At 70.7% G+C, this 21,320-nt stretch carries 17 protein-coding genes, 1 tRNA gene and 1 pseudogene; 16 read left to right on the forward strand and 3 right to left on the reverse strand.

Annotated elements, in window-relative coordinates:
• Positions 1 to 99 precede the first annotated feature (99 nt).
• Positions 100 to 173 (reverse strand) — tRNA-Pro (locus D5S19_RS23380).
• Between the two features lie 150 nt (positions 174 to 323).
• Positions 324 to 1,229, reverse strand: a complete 906-nt coding sequence (locus D5S19_RS23385; protein ID WP_120025549.1) for a PaaX family transcriptional regulator — start codon at positions 1,227 to 1,229, stop codon at positions 324 to 326.
• Between the two features lie 142 nt (positions 1,230 to 1,371).
• Between D5S19_RS23385 and D5S19_RS23390 the strand changes: the two genes are divergently transcribed.
• On the forward strand, positions 1,372 to 3,009 hold the full coding sequence (locus tag D5S19_RS23390) for an ABC-F family ATP-binding cassette domain-containing protein (RefSeq protein ID WP_120025550.1): 1,638 nt from the start codon (positions 1,372 to 1,374) through the stop codon (positions 3,007 to 3,009).
• A 948-nt stretch (positions 3,010 to 3,957) separates the two neighbouring features.
• Here the strand turns inward: D5S19_RS23390 and bldD are convergent.
• Entirely contained in the window at positions 3,958 to 4,446 is a 489-nt protein-coding gene (bldD, locus tag D5S19_RS23395) for a transcriptional regulator BldD (protein ID WP_003096372.1), read from the reverse strand.
• Between the two features lie 260 nt (positions 4,447 to 4,706).
• Between bldD and pyrR the strand changes: the two genes are divergently transcribed.
• From pyrR to D5S19_RS23470, 15 genes and pseudogenes are all read left to right on the forward strand, one after another.
• Positions 4,707 to 5,303, forward strand: coding sequence for a bifunctional pyr operon transcriptional regulator/uracil phosphoribosyltransferase PyrR (gene pyrR / locus D5S19_RS23400; protein WP_120025551.1), 597 nt, complete (start codon positions 4,707 to 4,709; stop codon positions 5,301 to 5,303).
• Entirely contained in the window at positions 5,300 to 6,247 is a 948-nt protein-coding gene (locus D5S19_RS23405; RefSeq protein WP_120025552.1) for an aspartate carbamoyltransferase catalytic subunit, read from the forward strand. The genes pyrR and D5S19_RS23405 overlap by 4 nt, the downstream gene beginning before the upstream one ends.
• A complete protein-coding gene (locus D5S19_RS23410; RefSeq protein ID WP_120025553.1) occupies positions 6,244 to 7,563 on the forward strand; it encodes a dihydroorotase in 1,320 nt (439 codons plus the stop codon). The genes D5S19_RS23405 and D5S19_RS23410 overlap by 4 nt, the downstream gene beginning before the upstream one ends.
• On the forward strand, positions 7,563 to 8,066 hold the full coding sequence (locus D5S19_RS23415) for a PH-like domain-containing protein (protein ID WP_120025554.1): 504 nt from the start codon (positions 7,563 to 7,565) through the stop codon (positions 8,064 to 8,066). Before D5S19_RS23410 ends, D5S19_RS23415 begins: the two co-directional genes overlap by 1 nt.
• Positions 8,063 to 9,193, forward strand: a pseudogene (gene carA, locus D5S19_RS23420) (glutamine-hydrolyzing carbamoyl-phosphate synthase small subunit); the annotation flags it as partial. The gene D5S19_RS23415 and the pseudogene carA, both read left to right, overlap by 4 nt.
• An 80-nt stretch (positions 9,194 to 9,273) precedes the next feature.
• A complete protein-coding gene (locus D5S19_RS23425; protein WP_120025555.1) occupies positions 9,274 to 10,452 on the forward strand; it encodes an AAA family ATPase in 1,179 nt (392 codons plus the stop codon).
• Positions 10,449 to 11,060: a DUF4276 family protein gene (locus D5S19_RS23430; RefSeq protein WP_233574111.1), complete on the forward strand. Its 612-nt coding sequence runs from the start codon at positions 10,449 to 10,451 to the stop codon at positions 11,058 to 11,060. Before D5S19_RS23425 ends, D5S19_RS23430 begins: the two co-directional genes overlap by 4 nt.
• Positions 11,060 to 14,389, forward strand: coding sequence for a carbamoyl-phosphate synthase large subunit (gene carB, locus D5S19_RS23435; RefSeq protein WP_120025556.1), 3,330 nt, complete (start codon positions 11,060 to 11,062; stop codon positions 14,387 to 14,389). The genes D5S19_RS23430 and carB overlap by 1 nt, the downstream gene beginning before the upstream one ends.
• On the forward strand, positions 14,386 to 15,228 hold the full coding sequence (pyrF, locus tag D5S19_RS23440) for an orotidine-5'-phosphate decarboxylase (protein ID WP_120025557.1): 843 nt from the start codon (positions 14,386 to 14,388) through the stop codon (positions 15,226 to 15,228). The genes carB and pyrF overlap by 4 nt, the downstream gene beginning before the upstream one ends.
• A 107-nt stretch (positions 15,229 to 15,335) precedes the next feature.
• Positions 15,336 to 15,653: an integration host factor, actinobacterial type gene (mihF, locus tag D5S19_RS23445; RefSeq protein WP_003096398.1), complete on the forward strand. Its 318-nt coding sequence runs from the start codon at positions 15,336 to 15,338 to the stop codon at positions 15,651 to 15,653.
• Positions 15,650 to 16,312 carry a guanylate kinase gene (gene gmk / locus D5S19_RS23450; protein ID WP_120025558.1) on the forward strand — a complete coding sequence of 221 codons (663 nt, stop codon included), beginning with the start codon at positions 15,650 to 15,652 and terminating at the stop codon, positions 16,310 to 16,312. The genes mihF and gmk overlap by 4 nt, the downstream gene beginning before the upstream one ends.
• A gap of 5 nt (positions 16,313 to 16,317) precedes the next feature.
• On the forward strand, positions 16,318 to 16,587 hold the full coding sequence (rpoZ, locus tag D5S19_RS23455; protein ID WP_098509382.1) for a DNA-directed RNA polymerase subunit omega: 270 nt from the start codon (positions 16,318 to 16,320) through the stop codon (positions 16,585 to 16,587).
• Positions 16,580 to 17,806: a bifunctional phosphopantothenoylcysteine decarboxylase/phosphopantothenate--cysteine ligase CoaBC gene (gene coaBC, locus D5S19_RS23460; RefSeq protein WP_199730657.1), complete on the forward strand. Its 1,227-nt coding sequence runs from the start codon at positions 16,580 to 16,582 to the stop codon at positions 17,804 to 17,806. The genes rpoZ and coaBC overlap by 8 nt, the downstream gene beginning before the upstream one ends.
• 94 nt (positions 17,807 to 17,900) lie before the next feature.
• Entirely contained in the window at positions 17,901 to 19,103 is a 1,203-nt protein-coding gene (metK, locus tag D5S19_RS23465) for a methionine adenosyltransferase (protein ID WP_199730658.1), read from the forward strand.
• A 115-nt stretch (positions 19,104 to 19,218) separates the two neighbouring features.
• Entirely contained in the window at positions 19,219 to 21,312 is a 2,094-nt protein-coding gene (locus D5S19_RS23470; protein ID WP_120025560.1) for a primosomal protein N', read from the forward strand.
• The last annotated feature ends 8 nt before the right edge of the window (positions 21,313 to 21,320 follow it).

Here is a 21,320-nt window from a genome sequence, read left to right on the forward strand (position 1 = left end):
GCCCCGGGGCATGTGGGCAAAATGTGGGCAGCCCCGGGGCTGAGTCATGCCCAGACATGAAGAAAGCCACGTCCACCTGCGTGAACGTGGCCGATCCGGTCGGGCTGACAGGATTTGAACCTGCGACCCCTTGACCCCCAGTCAAGTGCGCTACCAAACTGCGCCACAGCCCGGACTCAACACCCCGCCGGAACCCCGTCGCCGGACTCCCGTGAAGTGCGTACTGAGTACTCTAGCGGGTCCCTCCACCTCGCTCGCAGGGAGGTCGTCCTACCGCCCCCACCTGCGCGAACGTGCCACAACAGCGCAGGTGGGGGTCAGGCTCAGACCCCGCGTTCCTCGGTCTCGATCAGGTCGTCCCAGTACGCCTGTGCGCCGGGGCGCCACTCGACGTGCTTGCGGTGGAACAGTTCGGCGGCCTTCGTGCCGCTCCAGCCGGCGGGGAGCAGGGCGCCGGGGAGTTGCGGGTCGAGGAACGGGAAGCGGCGCCATTCGTGCACCAGCTCGGTTTGGGCGCGCAGCACGGGGCGGCCGCCGGACGGGCTCAGGCCGGTGAACCGGTCGATGAAGTCCTCGTACCGGTCGGTCAGCTCCGACAGGTCCCACGAACGCGCGACCATGCCCTCCTCGCCGCCGATTTCGCCGTAGGCGGCGGTGAACGACATCGCCTGGGCATCGAGGCCGAGTTCGGCGACGATCTGCTGGGCCTCGCGTTCGCGGCGGGGGTCCGGGCTGACCCAGACGCCTGCCACGGGGGAGCCGAAGCCGGCCCAGGTGAGGCGGGTGCGCAGGCGGTGCCGCAGATCCCGTTTCGCCTCGGGGACCGAGACGATCAGCATCAGCCAGCGGCCTTGCCAGCCGAGCGCGTCGCGGCCGAAGGCGTAGATCCGGTCGGCGCCCTCAGTGAGGAGCCTGCGGCCGGGTGGGGTCAGGGACCAGCGCACGCGGCGGCCGACCCGTTCGGACACCAGCCAGCCCTCGGCCGACGATCGGGCCAGGGCCTGCCGGGCGGACTTCTCTTCGACCTCCAGCAGGCCCAGCGCCTCCACCAGGATCGAAGTCCACACCGGACGGTCGCGGGGCAGCACGTACTCACCGAGCACGGTCATCAGCAACGACCGGGCGCTGGCGTGGCTCACCTCCCGGCGCCTGCTCACCTTCGGGCGGGGCGCCGCGCCGCGCGGCTTCCTCCGCTCACCGAGAGTGACCGGAGGGGCGGGATCCGCCATTGCTCTTCACCGACCTCACTGCTGTATACGACTGCTTTCTGCCCCGACAACCCGCCCAGAGTACCCACTGGGAGTGACCATCACGCCACTCGACACACACGCTGCGGCCGCTCGCGGCGGTGCCCGTAGACTCGGCCGCGACATGAGCGCCACACTCGTCGCGAAGGACCTGGCCGCGGGCCACGGTGATCGCGTTCTCTTCGCCGGACTCGATCTGGTCGTCGCCCCGGGTGACGTGATCGGGCTGGTCGGGGTCAACGGAGCGGGCAAGTCCACGCTGCTGCGCACGCTGGCGGGGTTGGCCCGGCCGGAGTCGGGGGAGATCCGCCTGAACCCGCCGGCCGCCACGGTCGGCCACCTCCCGCAGGAACCGGAACGGCGCGCGGGCGAAGCGGTGCGCGAGTTCCTCGCTCGCCGGACCGGGGTGGCAGAGGCGCAGGCCGCGCTCGACGCCGCCACCGAAGCGCTCACGGCGGGGGCGGAAGGCGCCGACGACGCGTACGGCACCGCGCTCGACCGCTGGCTCTCGCTGGGCGGCGCCGACCTCGACGACCGGGCCGCCGAGGTGGCCGCGGACCTCGGCCTGACCGTCGATCTCGACCAGCCGATGACGTCGCTGTCCGGTGGGCAGGCTGCCCGCGCCGGGCTGGCGTCGCTGCTGCTGAGCCGGTACGACGTGTTCCTGCTCGACGAGCCCACGAACGATCTCGACCTGGACGGGCTGGCCCGGCTGGAGCGGTTCGTCACCGGGCTGCGCGCCGGGACCGTGCTGGTGAGTCACGACCGGGAGTTCCTTGCCCGCACGGTGGATCGCGTGGTGGAGCTGGACTTGGCCCAGCGTCAGGTGCGGGCGTACGGCGGCGGGTACGAGTCCTATTTGGAGGAACGAGCGGTCGCGCGGCGGCATGCGCGGGAGGAGTACGAGGAGTATGCGAACACCCGCGCCGCGCTGGAATCCCGGGCGAGCACGCAGCGGGCGTGGATGGAGAAGGGCGTGAAGAACGCCCGGCGCAAGGCCCCCGACAACGACAAGGTGGGCCGCAAGTTCCGCAGTGAGGCCACCGAGAAACAGGCGTCGAAGGCCCGGCAGACCGACCGGATGATCGAGCGGCTGGAGGTGGTCGAGGAGCCGCGGAAGGAATGGGAGCTGCGGATGGAGATCGCCGCGGCCCCGCGTGCCGGTGCGGTCGTCGCCACGCTGCGCGGAGCGGTCGTGCGCCGTGGCGGGTTCACGCTCGGTCCGGTGGATCTCCAGGTGGACTGGGCGGACAAGGTCGCGATCACCGGGGCGAACGGCGCGGGCAAGACCACGCTGCTGGCCGCGTTGCTCGGCCGGGTGCCGCTCGACGAGGGCAATGCCGCGCTCGGTCCCGGCGTCGTGGTCGGCGAGGTCGACCAGGCTCGACGGTTGTTCCTGGGGGAGGTGCCGCTGGCCGAGGCATTCGCGCGTGAGGTCCCTGCTTTCGCGGACGCGGAAGTGCGCACCCTGCTGGCGAAATTCGGCCTCAAGGCGGCGCACGTGCTGCGCCCGGCCGGCACGCTCTCGCCCGGCGAGCGCACCCGGGCCGCGCTGGCCCTGCTGCAGGCCCGCGGGGTCAACCTGCTGGTGCTGGACGAGCCCACCAACCACCTCGACCTGCCCGCGATCGAACAGCTCGAGTCCGCTTTGGACGATTACCCGGGCACCCTGCTGCTGGTCACCCACGACCGCCGGATGCTGGACGCCGTCTCGGTCACCCGCCGCCTCGCCGTCGACCGCGGCCACGTCACCGAGCACTAACCCCGGCGGCAAGGCTGTGAAGGGACCCTTTACAGCCCTAGGGTCCAGGGTGTCGGCAAAGTCGGTGTGGAGGTCCGTGAAGGACCTCCTTCACGGACTCTGAGTCTGTGAAGGGTCCCTTCACGGACCCGAAACCGGTCCGGCGCACGCCACGAGGTGGTCGCACACACACCTCCGCATCGCCCGCTGCCGGGCCCCCGACCAACTTTGCCGGGGCCCTGGCCTCAGAGTCCGTGAAGGGACCCTTCACCGCCTTCGGGGTAGGCGCCGGTCGGCTCGCGCCGCTCGGAAGCGGTGCCGCACTGGTGAGGTTTGTTCTGTGGGCTGTAGGTGTGCCGTAGGCGGCATCTGCGTCTGCCCGGTCACCAAAGCGCTTGCGGCGATGATCGTTCGTTCTCCTGGCCGCTGAGGGCGAGTTCGGGAGCGATCGTGTGAACCCGCTCGCTGCCGGCAGGTTCGGAAGGCCGCGTTCTCCTGGTTTCCGCCGGACGCGGCCTTCGTCGCGTCCGGGGGTCGCCGTCGTACCCGGCGGTGAGCAAAAGCCCCTTGCCATCACCTGATCGAGTGAAAATCGATTCCGAACGCTGGTGATCATGGTGGAGCGCCTGGTCGGCGAGTTGATCACCGTGCGCAGCGGTAACCCGGCAAAAGGGACGTTCATCGGGTGTTGATCACGGTGTGGAGCCGGATGACCGGCATCTTTCACCCGTCTCGACGGACCTGGCGAGCGTGCGAACGGATCCGTTCGCACGGGCGGAGGGGCTGAGCCCGGCGCAAACTCGGTTGCCGTGAGCGGGCCGGTGAACGGCCGGGCTCACCACCCGGCGCGGTGCCACCGCACCCTGCCGACGAGCACTGACCCCTGGGCGGTCCGTCGCGTGGTGGGCGTTCCCGGCTTCCCCCTGCCGGGGACGCCCACCACGTCGCGCGCGATCCGCCTGCGGGGGATCAGTCCTCTTTGGACGGCCGGGCTTCCGGTGGCAGGACGCCCCAGTCGATGAGCTGCTCGGTGAGCTCGCCCGGGGTCATGTCGTAGATGATCGCCAGGGAGCGCAGGTCCTCGGTGCGGATGGAGAGCACCTTGCCGTTGTAGTCCCCGCGCTGGCTCTGGATGGTGGCCGCGTACCGGGCGAGCGGGCCGACCTTCTCCGCGGGCAGCTGTTGCAGCCGCTCGAGGTTGATCACGATCTTGGTGGCGGGCTCGGCACCCGAGGGCACCCGGCCCTCCGGCAGCAGTTCGACCACCGGGACCCCGTAGAAGTCGGCCAGCTCGGCCAGTTTCTGCACGGTGACGGCGCGATCCCCGCGCTCGTACGAGCCGACGACGACGGCCTTCCAGCGGCCGCCGGACTTCTGCTCGACCCCGTGCAGGGACAGGCCCTGCTGCTGGCGGATCCCGCGGAGCTTGGCCCCGAGCGCCTTGGCGTAATCGCCCATCTGGTGGTTCTCCGTTTCCTCACCCCACACCGGCCGGAACGACCGGGACGGGGACTCCTCGAGTCGAATACTCAGAGTAATGGTTACGCATAGTTGTCACCAGGTCAAGCGGAACGTCCGTCCGCGCAGGTGACGGGCCTGTTCGGACCACTCGGAAGGATGATTGACCGGCCCTGCTACTGTCGGTGCGGTTTCCGGCGCCGGCCGGAAGCCGACGTCCTTTAAGGACCCGTCCGGAGAGGCGGGGAAGGAGGTCCGCCTTGTCGTCACGTCCGCGTGGCGCGGCGGAGCCGGCGGGGCAGCGGGAGCTGCTCTCGGCCGGTGATGTCGCGCGCACGATAGCCCGGATGGCCCACCAGGTCATCGAGAAGACCGCCCTCGGGGCCGGTCCGCCCGAGCAGCACCCGGTGCTGCTCGGCATTCCCACCCGCGGCACCCCGCTGGCCGCCCGCCTGGCCGCCCGCATCGGCGAGTTCGCCGGTGCCGAGCCGCCGCACGGCGCCCTCGACATCACCCTGTACCGCGACGATCTGCGCCGCCGTCCGCCGCGCGCCCTTGAGCAGACGCAGCTGCCCGCGGGCGGCATCGACGACCGGGTGGTGATCCTCGTCGACGACGTCCTGTTCTCCGGCCGCACGATCGGCGCCGCTCTCGACGCGTTGCGCGATCACGGCCGCCCGCGTGCGGTGCAGCTGGCGGTGCTGGTCGACCGCGGGCACCGCGAGCTGCCGATCCGTGCCGACTACGTCGGGAAGAACGTGCCCACCGCGCGAGCCGAAGGCGTCTCCGTGCTGCTGTCCGAAACGGACGGCCGGGACGCGGTGCTGCTTCGCGCGCCGGAAGGAGAAACCCGGTGAAGCATCTGCTCGCCACCGACGGGCTGGACGCGGCCACCGCCACGGCCGTGCTCGACACCGCCGACGAGCTGAAGCACACGCTGCTCGGGCGTGAGGTGAAGAAGCTGCCGACGCTGCGCGGCCGCACCGTGATCACGTTGTTCTACGAGAACTCCACGCGCACCCGGGTGTCCTTCGAGATCGCGGGGAAGTGGATGAGCGCGGACGTGATCAACGTGTCCGCGTCCAGCTCCTCGGTGAACAAGGGCGAGTCGCTGCGGGACACCGCGCTCACCCTCGCCGCCGCGGGGGCCGACTGCATGATCGTCCGGCACCCCGCATCCGGCGCCGCGCACCGGTTGTCCGGCTGGCTCGCCGAGGCCGGTACTTCGGTGGTCAACGCGGGCGACGGCACGCACGAGCATCCGACGCAGGCGCTCCTTGACGCTGCCACGCTTCGAGAGCGTCTCGGCAGCCTGCAGGACCGCCGGATCGCGATCGTCGGCGACGTGCTGCACAGCCGCGTCGCGCGGTCCAACATCCACCTGCTGACCACGCTCGGCGCCGAAGTAGTGCTCGTCGCCCCGCCGACGCTGCTTCCGGTCGGCGTCGACAAGCTGCCCGTCACGGTGTCGCACGACCTCGACGCCGAGCTGCCCGCGGTCGACGCCGTGATGATGCTTCGCGTACAGGCTGAGCGCATGACTGGCGGGGGCCCAGGGCAGAGCTTCTTCCCTTCGGCGCGCGAATACTCGATCTCCTACGGCCTCTCCGAGCGGCGTCAAGCACTGCTCGCGGAGCACGCCGTGGTGCTGCACCCCGGTCCGATGCTGCGCGGGATGGAGATCGCGCACGCGGTCGCCGATTCTCCCGCTTCGGCGGTGACTGAACAGGTCCGCAACGGCGTACACGTGCGCATGGCGGTCCTGTACCACCTCTTGGCCAGTGAAGGAGCCGCTGCATGACCGCCGAACGTCCTCCCTCGGAGGCGGCGAACGCCTTGGTGATCAAGGGCGCCCGTCCGTACGGCGAGGGGGAGCCGGTCGACGTTCTCGTGCGGGACGGGGTGATCGCCGAGATCGGTTCGATTACCGTTCCCGAAGGCGCGGAGGTGATCGAGGCCGCGGGGCAGGTGCTGCTGCCGGGGTTCGTCGACCTCCACACTCACCTGCGCGAGCCGGGCCGGGAAGACACCGAGACCGTCGAAAGCGGTTCCGCCGCGGCCGCGCTCGGCGGCTACACCGCGGTGTTCGCCATGGCCAACACCGACCCGGTGGCGGACAACGCGCTGGTGACCGATCACGTGTGGCGGCGCGGGCAGGAAGCCGGGCTGGTCGACGTACACCCGGTCGGCGCGGTCACTGTCGGGCTCAAGGGCGAGAAGCTCGCCGAGCTGGGCACGATGGCGAAGGGCGTCGCGGGCGTACGGGTGTTCTCGGACGACGGCGTGTGCGTCGCCGACCCCCTGCTGATGCGGCGCGCGCTGGAGTACTCCACGGCGCTCGACGCGGTGATCGCGCAGCACGCCGAGGAGCCGCGGCTCACTGTCGGCGCGCAGGCGCACGAAGGTGAACAGGCGTCCCGTCTCGGCTACCCGGGTTGGCCCGCGTCGGCGGAAGAGTCGATCGTCGCGCGCGACTGCCTGCTTGCGCTGCACGCGAACGCGCGGCTGCATGTCTGCCACGTCTCCACCTCGGGCACGGTCGATGTGCTTCGCTGGGCGAAGGAGCGCGGTACCAAGGTGTCCGCCGAAGTGACGCCGCACCACCTGTTGCTCACCGACGATCGTCTCGAAACCTACGACCCGGTCAACAAAGTCAACCCGCCACTGCGCACCGGCAGCGACGCGGAGCGGCTTCGCGCGGCGTTGGCCGAGGGCGTCGTCGATTGCGTCGCCACGGATCACGCGCCGCACGCCCCGCAGGACAAGGACACCGAGTGGAACGCGGCGCGGCCCGGCATGCTCGGCCTGCAGACCGCGCTGTCGGTGGTCGTGGAGACCATGGTGAAGCCCGGCCTGCTCGACTGGCGCGGCGTGGCCCGGGTGATGAGCGAGCGTCCCGCCGAGATCGGCAACCTGCCCGATCACGGCCGCCCGCTCGCCACCGGGGAGCCCGCCAACCTGACGCTGGTCGACCCGGCGGGGGAGTGGACCGTGCGCGGCGCCGAGCTGGCCAGCATCGCGGCCAACACTCCGTACGAGGGCATGCGGCTGCCCGGCGTGGTGACAGCGACCCTGCTGCGCGGGCGGATCACTGCGCGGGAAGGGAAGATCCGCTGATGGAGCGCTTCTGGCTCGTGCTGGCGATCGTGGTTTTCTTCCTGCTCTGCCTGTACGGCATGTGGCTGGGCTGGCGGCGCAAGTCCCGGTCGCAGAGCGCCTGGGTGCCCCCGTTCCCGGAGGTTCCCGCGGAGCCGGGCGAGACCGTGCTGGAGTCCGCGGGGCTCTACCTCAGCACTACCATCGCGGGCAATTGGCAGGACCGGGTGGTGACCCGCGGCGCCGGGCTGCGCACCGGCGCGGTGTGGCGGCTGCACCCCGAAGGCGTCGCCGTGGAACGCGGCGGCGCACCCGACTTCTGGATCCCGCGCGCTGCGATCACCGGCGCGCGCCGCGATTCCCGGATCGCGGGCAAGGTGATGGGCACCGACGCGCTGCTCGTGCTCACCTGGCGGCTCGGCGAGCTGGAGCTGGACACCGGGTTCCGCGGCGACGATCTCGACGACTATCCACAATGGATTGACAAGCTTTCCCCCCACGACATCAAGGGAGGTGCCCAGTGAGCACCGCGAACGGCACCCGCGGCCCGGCCGCGCTGGTTCTGGAAGACGGCCGGATCTTCCGTGGCGCGGCCTACGGCGCCCGCGGGCGGACGCTCGGCGAGGCGGTGTTCTGCACCGGGATGACCGGCTATCAGGAGACCCTCACCGATCCGTCCTACCACCGGCAGATCGTGGTGCAGACCGCACCGCAGATCGGCAACACCGGCTGGAACGACGAGGACGACGAGTCGGCCCGGATCTGGGTCTCGGGGTACGTGGTCCGCGATCCCGCGCGCACGCCGTCGAACTGGCGCGCCACCCGCGGCCTGGACGACGAGCTGGTCCGCCAGGGCGTGGTCGGGATCTCCGAAGTGGACACTCGCACGCTGACCCGCCACCTGCGCGAGCGCGGGGCCATGCGGGCCGGAGTGTTCTCCGGCGAGGCGCTGGACACCGACGAGAACATGGTCGAGCAGGTGCTGGCGAGCCCGCAGATGAAGGGCGCCGACCTGGCCGGCGAGGTCTCCACCGATCGGCCGTACGTGGTCGAAGCCCGCGGCGAACGACGGTTCCGGGTGGCCGCTCTCGACCTCGGCATCAAGGCGAACACCCCGCGGCTGATGAGCCGGCGCGGCATCGAGGTGCACGTGCTGCCCAGCCGTACCACCGCGGAGGAACTGCTCGCCCTGGCCCCGGACGGCGTCTTCCTGTCCAACGGCCCCGGCGACCCGGCCACCACCGAACACGCCACCGCGCTGACGAAAACCGTGCTGGAACAACAAATCCCGCTGTTCGGCATCTGCTTCGGCAACCAGATCCTCGGCCGTGCCCTGGGCCTGACCACGTACAAGATGCGCTATGGCCACCGCGGCATCAACATCCCGGTGATCGACGTGGCCACCGGCCGCGTGGCGATCACCGCGCAGAACCACGGCTTCGCCCTCGAAGGCGAGCCGGGGCAACGCTTCGATTCGCCGTACGGCGCCGCGCAGATCAGCCACTACTGCCCGAACGACGACACGGTCGAGGGTGTGCGCGCCTTCGACGTGCCGGCGTTCTCGGTGCAGTACCACCCCGAGGCGGCGGCCGGTCCGCACGACGCTGCTCCGCTGTTCGACGAGTTCGTGAATCTCATGGAGTCCCGCGCGCGCCACACTGGCGGAGCCCCGCGGGCGGGGGACGACTGGGCGCGGGTATCCCGCAAGACACCGGAGAAGAAGGCCGGGTCATGACGGTCGGTTCCGGGCTGGTGACGGGGATCGAGCGTGTCCGGATCCGGAACTACCGGGTACTCCGGGATCTGGAACTCGGCGACCTCACCCCGGTGACCGTGCTGGTCGGGCCGAACGGCAGCGGCAAGTCCACGGTCTTCGACGTGCTGAGGTTCGTCGCCGAATCGCTCGATGACGGACTCGAAGCGGCCTGGTGGCGCCGCGAAGGGCTGGACGAGATCCGCAGTCGTGAGTCGGCGGGGCCGGTGGAGATCGAGGTGTGGTGCCGCCAGGACGGCGCGCTCTTCGTCTACGAACTGCACTTGGCCGAGGAGGACGAGGTACCAGTCGCGGTGGTCGAACGGCTCTCGTGGTCTCCGGGCGACCCGGAAGAGCTGGTCGGCATCCTTGATCTCCACTCGGGGCGAGGTCGGCTTCGCGGTTCCGTGGACGAGGACTGGCGTACCCAGGACCTGGCCACCGCCACGGATCTCGGTGTGCGCGCGTTCGGTGCGCTCGCCGGGAACCGGTACCTCACCACGTTCCGGCACTTCATGCGCCGAGTCCGCGTCATCGACCTGGATGTGGCCGCCATCCGGTCGGGTACCCGGGGCACTCGCCGGAGCACCAGCCTCGACCCGGACGGCGGCAATCTCGCTTCGCGCGTCGAGGCACTGAAAGAGCACTCGCCGGGGGAGTGGGCGGAGGTGCTCGGGTCCCTGCGCCGTTACGTCCCGGGGCTGGAGGACGTGTCGACGCTTCGGCTCGGCGACGGCAGCGAAGTCGTGCTGCTGAAGGAGGAGGGCCTGGAACAGCCGATTTTGCCGGAGAACATCTCCGACGGCACACTGCTGCTGCTGGGCTACCTGGTCGCGCTGCGCAGCCCTCTGACGGTGGCCCTGCTGGAGGAGCCGGAGAACCAGGTACATCCGCGCCTGCACTACCTCCTGGCCGAGGACGTTCGCGGCGCGGCCGCGGAGCAGGTCATCGTCGCGACGCACGCTCCTGGGTTCGTGGACGCCTCACGCCCGGACGAGGTCTGGGCGTTCGCCCGCGCCGGGGACGGGCACGCGCAGGTGAAACGGATATCGGACGACGAGCGGATCGTGCACATGGTGGACGCCGGTGGCGCGCTGGGCGACTTGTGGACCGAGGGGTACTTCCGGTTCGGCGACCCACTCGCGGGGCACCGGTGACCGTGCTCGCGCCTTCCCGCCTGGAGATCCTCGTCGAAGAGCCGTCGGCTGAAGCGGCGCTGGCCGACCTGCTGCCGAAGATCGTCCCCGGATTCGAGTACGAAGTCGTTTCCTTCCACGGTAAGGAAAATCTGCTCCGCCGGCTGCCGATCCGGCTCGGTGACTACGCGCGCTACTGGGCGATGACCGGGCTTCGTGTCGTCATCCTGCTCGATCGGGACGACGACGATTGCGTCGAGCTCAAAGCCCGGATCGTGGAGATGGCCGCCGCGGCCGGGCTGCCCGCCCACGCCACGCTCGTCCGCATCGTGATCGAAGAACTCGAGGCGTGGTTCCTCGGCGATGTGCCGGCACTGCACGCGGCCTACCCGCGGGTTCCGGCCAGCCTGGGCGGCCAGGCCAAGTTCCGGGATCCGGAGTCGGTTCCCGGCGGCGCCTGGGAAGGTCTCGAGCACCTGCTGCGAAAACACGGTTATCACGCGAAGGGGCTCGCGAAAGTCCGCGCAGCGCGCGACATTGCCCCGCACATGGACGTAGAGAACAACCGCTCCGCAAGCTTCCAGGCCTTCCGTGATGGTCTGCGGCGCCTGGTGAAAGAAGGAAACTGATGCCCAAACGGACGGATATCCGGCACGTGCTGGTGATCGGCTCCGGGCCGATCGTGATCGGCCAGGCCGCCGAGTTCGACTACTCGGGGACGCAGGCCTGCCGGGTGCTGCGTGGCGAAGGGCTGCGGGTGAGCCTGGTGAACTCCAACCCGGCCACCATCATGACCGACCCGGAGTTCGCCGACGCCACCTACATCGAGCCGGTCACGCCCGACTTCGTGGAGAAGGTGATCGCCGCCGAGAAGGACGCAGGGCGGCCGGTCGATTGTCTCCTGGCCACGCTCGGCGGGCAGACCGCGTTGAACTGCGCGGTGGCCCTGCACGAGCGGGGGGTGCTGGAGCGCTACGGGGTGGAGCTGATCGGCGCGGACATCGACGCCATCCAGCGTGGCGAGGACCGCCAGAAGTTCAAGGACATCGTGCGCACGATCGGTGGCGAGGTGCCGCGCAGCCGGGTGTGCCACGACATGGCGGAGGTCCGCGAGACGGTCGCGGAGCTGGGGCTGCCGGTGGTGATCCGGCCTTCGTTCACTATGGGCGGACTGGGTTCGGGGATGGCGCACACGGCGGCGGACCTGGAGCGGCTGGCCTCCACGGGGCTGGCCGAGTCGCCGGTGACCGAGGTGCTCATCGAGGAGAGCGTGCTCGGCTGGAAGGAATACGAGCTTGAGCTGATGCGCGACAAGCACGACAACGTCGTGGTCGTGTGCTCGATCGAGAACGTGGACGCGATGGGCGTGCACACCGGCGACAGCGTCACCGTGGCGCCGACGATGACCCTGACCGACCGCGAGTACCAGCAGATGCGCGACGTCGGCATCGCGGTGCTGCGCGAGGTCGGCGTGGACACCGGCGGCTGCAACATCCAGTTCGCGTTCAACCCGGACGACGGCCGGATGGTCGTGATCGAGATGAACCCGCGGGTGTCGCGCAGCAGTGCGCTGGCCTCGAAGGCGACCGGGTTCCCGATCGCCAAGATCGCCGCGAAGCTGGCCATCGGCTACACCCTCGACGAGATCCGCAACGACATCACCGGCGAGACCCCGGCGGCGTTCGAGCCCACTTTGGACTACGTCGTGGTGAAGGTGCCGCGGTTCGCCTTCGAGAAGTTCCCGGGCGCGGACCCGACGCTGACCACCACGATGAAGTCGGTCGGCGAGGCGATGTCCTTCGGCCGCAGCTTCCCCGAGGCGCTCGGCAAGGCGATGCGCTCGATCGAGACCAAGGCCACCGGGTTCTGGACGCGGCCCGATCCCGAAGGCGTCACCCTGGAGTCCACTTTGGACGACCTGCGGGTGCCGCATGAGGGGCGCCTGTACGAAGTGGAGCGCGCGCTGCGGCTCGGCGCCACGGTCGAGCAGGTGCACGAGGCGTCCGAGATCGACCCGTGGTTCATCGACCAGATCGCGCTGATCGGCGAGGTCGGCGCGGAGGTCCGCGAAGCACCGGTACTGGACGGCGAACTGCTGCGCCGCGCGAAGCGCACCGGGCTGTCGGACCGGCAGATCGCGGCACTGCGTCCGGAGCTGGCCGGCGAAGACGGCGTACGCACCCTTCGGCACCGGCTCGGCGTACGGCCGGTGTTCAAGACCGTGGACACCTGCGCCGCCGAGTTCGCCGCGAAGACGCCGTACCACTACTCGGCTTACGAGACCGACCCCGCGGCCACTTCGGAGGTCGCGGCGCAGGGCGACAAGCCGAAGGTGCTCATCCTCGGCTCCGGCCCGAACCGGATCGGGCAGGGCATCGAGTTCGACTACTCCTGCGTACACGCGGCGATCGCGTTGCGGGAGGCCGGATTCGAAGCCGTGATGGTCAACTGCAACCCGGAAACGGTGTCCACCGACTACGACACCTCCGACCGGCTGTACTTCGAGCCGCTGTCCTTCGAGGACGTACTCGAAGTGGTGCACGCGGAGCAGCAGTCGGGCACCGTCGCGGGCGTCATCGTGCAGCTGGGCGGGCAGACGCCGCTCGGGCTCGCGGAGCGGCTCGCAGACGCCGGGGTGCCAGTGGTGGGTACGCCGCCGGAGGCGATCAACCTGGCCGAGGACCGCGGCGCCTTCGGCGAAGTGCTGCGTAACGCCGGGCTGCCCGCGCCGAAGTACGGCACCGCGACGTCGTTCGAAGGTGCGAAGCGGATCGCGGACGAGATCGGCTACCCGGTGCTTGTACGGCCGTCATACGTGCTCGGCGGGCGTGGCATGGAGATCGTCTACGACGAGGAGACGCTGGCCGGCTACATCCACCGTGCCACCGAGGTCACGCCCGAGCACCCGGTGCTCGTGGATCGCTTCCTCGACGACGCGATCGAAATCGACGTTGACGCGCTCTTCGACGGTGACGACCTGTACCTGGGCGGCGTGATGGAGCACATCGAAGAAGCCGGGATCCATTCCGGCGACTCGTCGTGCGCACTGCCGCCGATCACGCTGGGCGCGCAGGACCTTGAAGCCGTACGTCGTTCCACAGAAGCCATCGCGCGCGGTGTCGGCGTACGCGGGCTGCTGAACGTGCAGTACGCGCTGAAGGACGACGTGCTGTACGTGCTGGAGGCCAACCCGCGTGCGTCGCGCACGGTGCCCTTCGTCTCGAAGGCCACAGCGGTGCCACTGGCGAAGGCTGCGGCCCTGGTCATGACCGGCTCCTCGATCAAGGATCTGCGCGCTTCGGGCGTGCTGCCCGCCGAAGGCGACGGCGGGCGGATGCCGGCCGATTCGCCGGTCGCGGTCAAGGAGGCCGTGCTGCCGTTCCACCGCTTCCGCACGCCGGAGGGACACGGCGTGGATTCGTTGCTGGGCCCGGAAATGAAGTCCACCGGCGAGGTGATGGGCGTGGACGTGTCCTTCGGGCAGGCGTTCGCGAAGTCGCAGCACGGCGCGTACGGCTCGCTGCCGACCTCCGGCCGGGTGTTCGTTTCGGTGGCCAACCGCGACAAGCGGTCGATGGTGTTCCCGGTGAAGCGGCTGGCCGATCTCGGGTTCGAGATCCTGGCCACGACCGGCACCGCGGAAGTGTTGCGGCGCAACGGGGTTCCCTGCTCCAGCGTGCGCAAGCACTACGAAGGGTCGACCGAGGCCGAGCCGAACATCGTGGACGTGATCCTCGAAGGTGGCGTGGACATGGTCATCAACACGCCCTACGGGAACAGCGGCCCCCGCGTCGACGGCTACGAGATCCGCACCGCCGCGGTGTCGCGGGACATCCCGTGCATCACGACAGTGCAGGGCGCTGCCGCGGCTGTACACGGCATCGAAGCGCTGATTCGCGGAGATATCGGCGTACGCAGCCTGCAAGACCTGCAGGCCGCCCTGAAGGCGACGTCATGACGATACGGTTCGGGGCACGGCTGGCGACTGCGGTCGCCGCCCGTGGCCCGCTGTGCGCCGGGATCGACCCACATCCGGGCCTGATCGAGTCGTGGGGCCTTCCGCTGGATGCCGGCGGGCTGGAACGGTTCGCCCTCGGCGCCGCCGAGGCGCTGGGCGCGGTCGTTTCGATCGTGAAGCCGCAGTCGGCGTTCTTCGAAGCGTTCGGCCCGGCCGGTGTGGCAGTGCTGGAGCGCGTCATCGACACCGTGCACGACGCCGGCGCGCTGGTGCTGCTCGACGTGAAACGTGGCGACATCGGCTCCACTATGGCCGCGTACACCGCCGCGTACGTGGCCGAAAAGGCAGTTTTTTCGGCCGATGCGGCCACAGTTTCGCCGTATTTGGGTTTCGGGTCGCTCGACTCGGCCGTGGCGGCAGCGCGCGAAGCGGGCAATGGGCTGTTCGTGCTTGCGCGGACGTCGAATCCCGAAGCGCATGCGTTGCAGAGCGCGCGGTTGCCGGACGGCCGCACGGTGGCTCAGAGCGTCGTGGACGCGGCCGCGGAGCACAACGCAGGGGTGGAGCCTTATGGCGACGTCGGCGTGGTCGTAGGGGCCACCGTGGCGCCCGGAGAAGTGGATCTGGCGCGGCTCAACGGTCCGGTGCTGGCGCCCGGGTTCGGCGCGCAAGGGGCGACAGTGGCCGATCTGCACGCGGTGTTCGGCCCTGACCTGCCCGGACTGCTGCCCGCCTCGTCCCGCGAGTTGCTGCGCCACGGACCGGACGCAGAGGCGTTACGCCGTGCGGCGCAACGCGTTGCCGACCAGCTGGCCGGAATGCGGGAAAACGGCCTTTAGCAGGCCCCGAAATCCCGTTGTAGCGGCCACCCCCGCATTGTGGCCCCTGCTCAGGGGTGGGTACCGTCGCGTCACCCACCCAGATGTGAGAACTACCGGAGGAAAACGTGGCACTTCCCCAGCTGACAGAGGAACAGCGTGCTGCGGCGCTGGAGAAGGCCGCCGCCGCCCGCCGCATCCGTGCTGAGCTGAAGGAGCGGCTGAAGCGGGGCGGTACCACTCTGGTCGACGTGCTGAAGCAGGCCGAGGAGAACGAGGTGCTCGGCAAGATGAAGGTGTCGGCCCTGCTCGAGGCGCTCCCCGGCGTCGGCAAGGTCCGCGCCCAGCAGACCATGGAACGACTGGAGATCGCCCCCAGCCGCAGGCTCCGCGGGCTCGGCGACCGGCAGCGCAAGGCTCTGCTGGCCGAGTTCAGCGGCGAGTGAGCGGCGCCGGTCGGGACCACCCGGTGACTCGGGGGACCGGCCACGACGGTGAGCCGGGGGCGGGAGCACTCTCCCGCCCCCGGCTCACCGTCGTCTCGGGGCCTTCCGGGGTCGGGAAGTCGAGTGTGGTGGGGCGGCTGCGGCTGCTCGATCCGGACATCTACTTCAGCGTCTCGGTCACCACCCGGTCCCCGCGTCCGGGCGAGGTGGAGGGCAGTCACTACCACTTCGTGGACGGCGCGGAGTTCGACCGGATGGTCGAGCAGGGCCGGCTGCTGGAATGGGCCGAGTTCGCCGGCAACCGGTACGGCACCCCACGCGAGCCGGTGGAGCGGGCGCTCGCCGAAGGCCGCCCGGCGGTGCTGGAGATCGAGCTGCAGGGCGCGCGGCAGGTGCGCGCGGCGATGCCGGAGGCGCGGCTGGTGATGCTGATGCCGCCGTCCTGGGACGAACTGGTCGGCCGGCTCACCGGGCGCGGCACCGAGGACGAGGCCGCGGTACGCCGCCGGCTGGCCGAGGCGGAGCGTGAACTCGCCGCCGCCGGCGAGTTCGACGTGCGGCTGGTGAACGCCGACGTGGGGACGGCCGCGCAGCGGTTGCTAGACTTGATGACCGGTGGCGAACTCTCCGCCACCGCCATCCCGGACGATACGGAGTAGCACGAGTGGCTGTGCAACAGGCGACGCTGGAAGAGCTCGAAGGCATCACCAACCCGCCGATCGACGACCTGCTCGAGAAGGTCTCCTCGAAGTACGCGCTGGTGATCTACTCGGCCAAGCGGGCCCGGCAGATCAACGACTACTACGCGCAGCTCGGCGAGGGCCTGCTGGAGTACGTCGGCCCGCTGGTGGAGCCCGGTCCCCGGGAGAAGCCGCTGTCGATCGCGCTGCGCGAGATCCACGGCGGGCTGCTGGAGCACACCGAGGGTGAGTGACGCCCGGCCCGGGATTGTCCTGGGCGTGGGCGGCGGGATCGCCGCCTACAAGGCGTGCGAGGTCCTGCGGGGCCTCACCGAATCCGGGCACGACGTCCGCGTGGTGCCCACCGCCGCCGCGCTGAACTTCGTCGGCGCGGCGACCTTCGAGGCGCTGTCCGGGCATCCGGTGCATACCGGGGTGTTCACCGACGTGCCTCAGGTGCAGCACGTCCGCGTCGGTCAGGAAGCCGACCTGGTGCTCGTCGTCCCGGCGACCGCGGACCTGCTGGCCAAAGCCGCGCATGGGCTGGCCGACGACCTGCTCACCACCACCCTGCTCACCGCCCGCTGCCCGGTCGCGTTCTTCCCGGCCATGCACACCGAGATGTGGGAGCACCCGGCCACCCGGGACAACGTCGCCCTGCTGCGCTCGCGGGGGAGCGTCGTCACCGAACCGGCGGCGGGCCGGCTGACCGGGGTGGACACGGGCAAGGGCCGGCTGGCCGACCCGGCCGAGATCGTCGACCTGGCCCGGTTGCTGCTCGAAGCGCCGCGGGCGCTGCCGCGGGACCTCACGGGCCTGCGTGTGGTGATCTCCGCCGGCGGCACCCGAGAGCCGCTGGACCCGGTCCGTTACCTGGGGAATCGCTCGTCCGGCAAGCAGGGCTTCGCGCTCGCCCGGGTCGCCGCGCAGCGCGGGGCCGCGGTCACGCTGGTCGCCGGGCACACCGACGCGCTGCCGCCGCCCGCGGGCGTGACCCTGCGGCGGGTGTCCACCGCACTGGAGATGCAGGCCGCGGTCCGCGCAGCGGCCGCCGAGGCCGACGTGGTGGTGATGGCCGCCGCGGTCGCGGATTTCCGGCCCGCCTCCCGGGCGGACCACAAGATCAAGAAGTCCGACGACGCCCCGGATCCGGTCGTCACGCTGGATCGCAACCCGGACATCCTGGCCGAGCTGGTGCGCGAGCGCCGGGCCGGGCAGACGGTGGTCGGCTTCGCCGCGGAGACCGGCGACGAGCACGGCAGCGTGCTCGACCACGCGCGGGCGAAGCTGCGCCGCAAGGGCGCCGACCTGCTGGTGGTCAACGCGGTCGGCGACGGCAAGGCGTTCGGCACCGAGGACAACTCGGGCTGGCTGCTGGCCGCCGATGGCACCGAGGCGCCCATTCCGCTCGGGACGAAGGCCCGGCTGGCGGCCACATTGTGGGACGCGGTGGTGGTTTTGCGCTCGGGTTGACCGGGAGACGAGTTCCGCTCGGTAAGGTGTCAGGCAAACGGGGGACCGGAGAGCGCTCTTCGGTACCGAGTCGAACCGAGGGAGTGACGAAGTCGTGACTGCGTCCACGAAAAGACTGTTCACGTCGGAATCGGTCACTGAGGGTCACCCCGACAAGATCTGTGACGCGATCAGCGACTCGATCCTGGACGGGCTGCTCACGAAGGATCCGCGCAGCCGGGTCGCCGTGGAGACCCTGATCACCACCGGCCAGGTGCACGTGGCCGGCGAGGTGACGACCGAGGCGTACGCGGACATCCCGACCATCGTGCGGGACGTGATCCTGCGTATCGGCTACGACTCGTCGGCGAAGGGCTTCGACGGCAACTCGTGCGGCGTGAACGTGGCGATCGGCGCGCAGTCCCCGGACATCGCCCAGGGCGTCGACACCGCCTACGAGTCCCGCGTGGAGAGCGACGAGGACGAGATCAACCGGCAGGGCGCGGGCGACCAGGGCCTGATGTTCGGCTACGCCTGCTCGGACACCCCGGAGCTGATGCCGCTGCCGATCGCGCTGGCGCACCGGCTGTCGCGGCGGCTGAGCGCGGTCCGCAAGGACGGCGTGCTGCCCTACCTGCGCCCGGACGGCAAGACCCAGGTGACCATCGAGTACGCCGGGGAGCAGCCGGTGCGGCTGGACACCGTGGTGGTCTCCACCCAGCACGCGGACGGCATCGACCTCGAGCAGATGCTCGGCGTGGACGTCCGGCAGCACGTGGTGGAGCCGGAGCTGGCGGGCCTGGAGCTGGACACCACGGACTCGCGGTTGCTGGTGAACCCGACCGGCCGGTTCGTGATCGGCGGTCCGATGGGCGACGCCGGGCTGACCGGGCGGAAGATCATCGTGGACACCTACGGCGGCATGGCCCGGCACGGCGGGGGCGCGTTCTCCGGCAAGGACCCGTCCAAGGTGGACCGCTCCGCGGCGTACGCGATGCGCTGGGTGGCGAAGAACGTGGTCGCCGCGGGCCTGGCCGGGCGAGTCGAGGTGCAGGTCGCGTACGCGATCGGCAAGGCCGCTCCGGTGGGCCTGTTCGTGGAGACCTTCGGCACCGAGACCGTGGACCCGAGCAAGATCCAGTCCGCCATCAGCGAGGTCTTCGACCTGCGTCCGGCCGCGATCATCCGTGATCTGGACCTGCTTCGCCCGATCTACGCGCCGACCGCGGCGTACGGCCACTTCGGCCGTCCGGACCTGAACCTGCCCTGGGAGAGCACCGCTCGCGCGGACGCGCTTCGTTCGCTCGCCGGCGCCTGATCCCCCCGCTTTTGCTTGGCTGTGAAGGGACCCTTCACGGACTCAGAGTCCGTGAAGGGTCCCTTCACAGCGTTCGGCGGTGGAGGTGTCGGGGTGGTCTGGTAAAGATCTCCGGGTGAGCAGCTCCGAATCCGCCCCGTTGTGGGACCTGCCGGAGCCTTCGCGCGCCGTGCCGGGGCCGAAGGCCCGACCGGCGAAGAAGAAGCCTGCCCGGTCCAGGAAAGGCCAGCAGCAGCCCGCGCCGGAGCTGCCGGTCGCGCGGGTCGTCGTCGATCTGCCGCTCGCGCATCTGGACCGGCCGTTCGACTACCAGGTGCCGGAGAAGCTGCACGAGACCGCGGTGCCCGGCTGCCGGGTGCGGGTGCGGTTCGCCGGTCAGCTCGTGGACGGCTACCTCCTCGAACGCACCGACACCACCGAGTACGAGCGGAAGCTGGCGTACCTGGAGCGGGTCACGTCGAGTGAGGCGGTGCTGCCGCCTTCGCTGCATGCGCTGTGCCGTTCGGTGGCCGACCGGTACGGCGGCACGCTGTCGGACGTGCTGCGCCTGGCATTGCCGCCCCGGCACGCGAAGGCCGAGGCCGAACCGCCCGCCGAGGCCGCGCCGATGCCCTCGCCGCCGGACGGGGCGGGCTGGGCGCGGTACGAGCGTGGCGGGGCGTTCCTGGACGCCGTGACCAAGGGCGGCCCGGCCAACGCCGTGTGGCAGGCATTGCCGGGCGAGGACTGGCCTCGCCGGCTCGCCGAAGCTGCTGCCGCGGCGGTGGCGCAGGGCCGGGGCGCCGTGCTGGTCGTACCGGATCACCGGGACCTCGCGCGGGTTCACGAAGCGTGCACGGATCTGTTGGGGGACAACGGAGTCGTCGCGTTGATCGCCGGGCTGGGGCCGGCCGAACGATACCGGCGCTGGCTCGCCGTGCTGCGGGGCTCGGTGCGTGTGGTGGTGGGTACGCGCGCGGCGATGTTCGCCCCGGTCGCCGATCCCGGTCTGTTCGTGGTCTGGGACGACGGCGACGATCTGCACCTCGACCCGCACGCGCCTTACCCGCATGTGCGAGACGTGCTGATGGACCGGGCGCACGCCACCGGATCCGCTTTGCTGGTCGGGGGATTCGCACGGACCGCCGAGGCACAGCTGCTCGTCGAGTCGGGCTGGGCGCAGCCGGTGTCGGCCGGCCGAACCGAGCTGCGGGCCGCGGCGCCGCGGGTCACACCGGTGGGGGAGGACTTCGACGTCGCCCGGGACGAGGCCGCGCGGGTCGCCCGGCTGCCCGCGGTCGCCTTCGAGGCGGCCAGACAGGCGTTCGCCGCCGGGCTGCCGACGTTGGTGCAGGTTCCGCGGCGAGGGTACGTACCCGGGTTGGCGTGCGGACAGTGTCGGACGCCCGCGCACTGCCGCCGATGCGCCGGCCCGCTCGGGTTGCCGGGCGGCTCGGCGGAGGGGGCGCCGAGGCCGCCCGCGTGCCGGTGGTGCGGCGTGCCGGAGACGGCGTTTCGTTGCCCTGCTTGCGGTTCGGTCCGGCTGCGGGCTGTGGTGGTGGGGGCGAAGCGGACCGCGGAGGAGATGGGCCGCGCGTTCCCCGGGGTGCCGGTGCGGACTTCCGGGGCGGCCGAGGTGCTGGCGACCGTGCCCGGCCGTCCGGCGCTGGTCGTCTGCACCCCGGGGGCGGAGCCGGTCGCGGAAGGTGGGTACGGGGCCGCGTTGCTGCTCGACGGATGGGCGTTGCTGGGCAGGCAGGATTTGCGCGCGGCGGAGGAGACACTGCGTCGGTGGATGGCCGCTGCCGCGCTGGTCCGCCCCGCCCCGTCCGGCGGCCGGGTCGTGGTCGGCGCCGAGGCGGGTCTGCCGGTGGTGCAGGCGCTCGTGCGGTGGGATCCGGCCTGGCACGCCGGGCAGGAGCTGGAGCAGCGCCGCGAACTGGGCTTCCCCCCGGCGATGCGGATGGCGAGTGTGGAGGGCAGTCCGTCCGCGGTGGGCGCGGTGCTGGATGATCTGTCGTTGCCCGGGACCGGTGAGGTTCTCGGTCCGGTTCCGCTCGGCGAGGAGGACGAGGACGGCAACACTGCCCGGGAGCGTGCTTTGATCCGGGTCGCGCGTCCGGAGGGGCGTGCGTTGGCCAAGGCGGTGCACGAGGCTGCTGCTCGGCGGGATGCGCGGAAGGCTGCCGAGCCGATCCGGATTCAGGTGGATCCGCTGGATTTGATCTGATGGCGTGG

This window comes from Amycolatopsis panacis (assembly GCF_003600245.1).
GTDB lineage: Bacteria > Actinomycetota > Actinomycetes > Mycobacteriales > Pseudonocardiaceae > Amycolatopsis > Amycolatopsis sulphurea.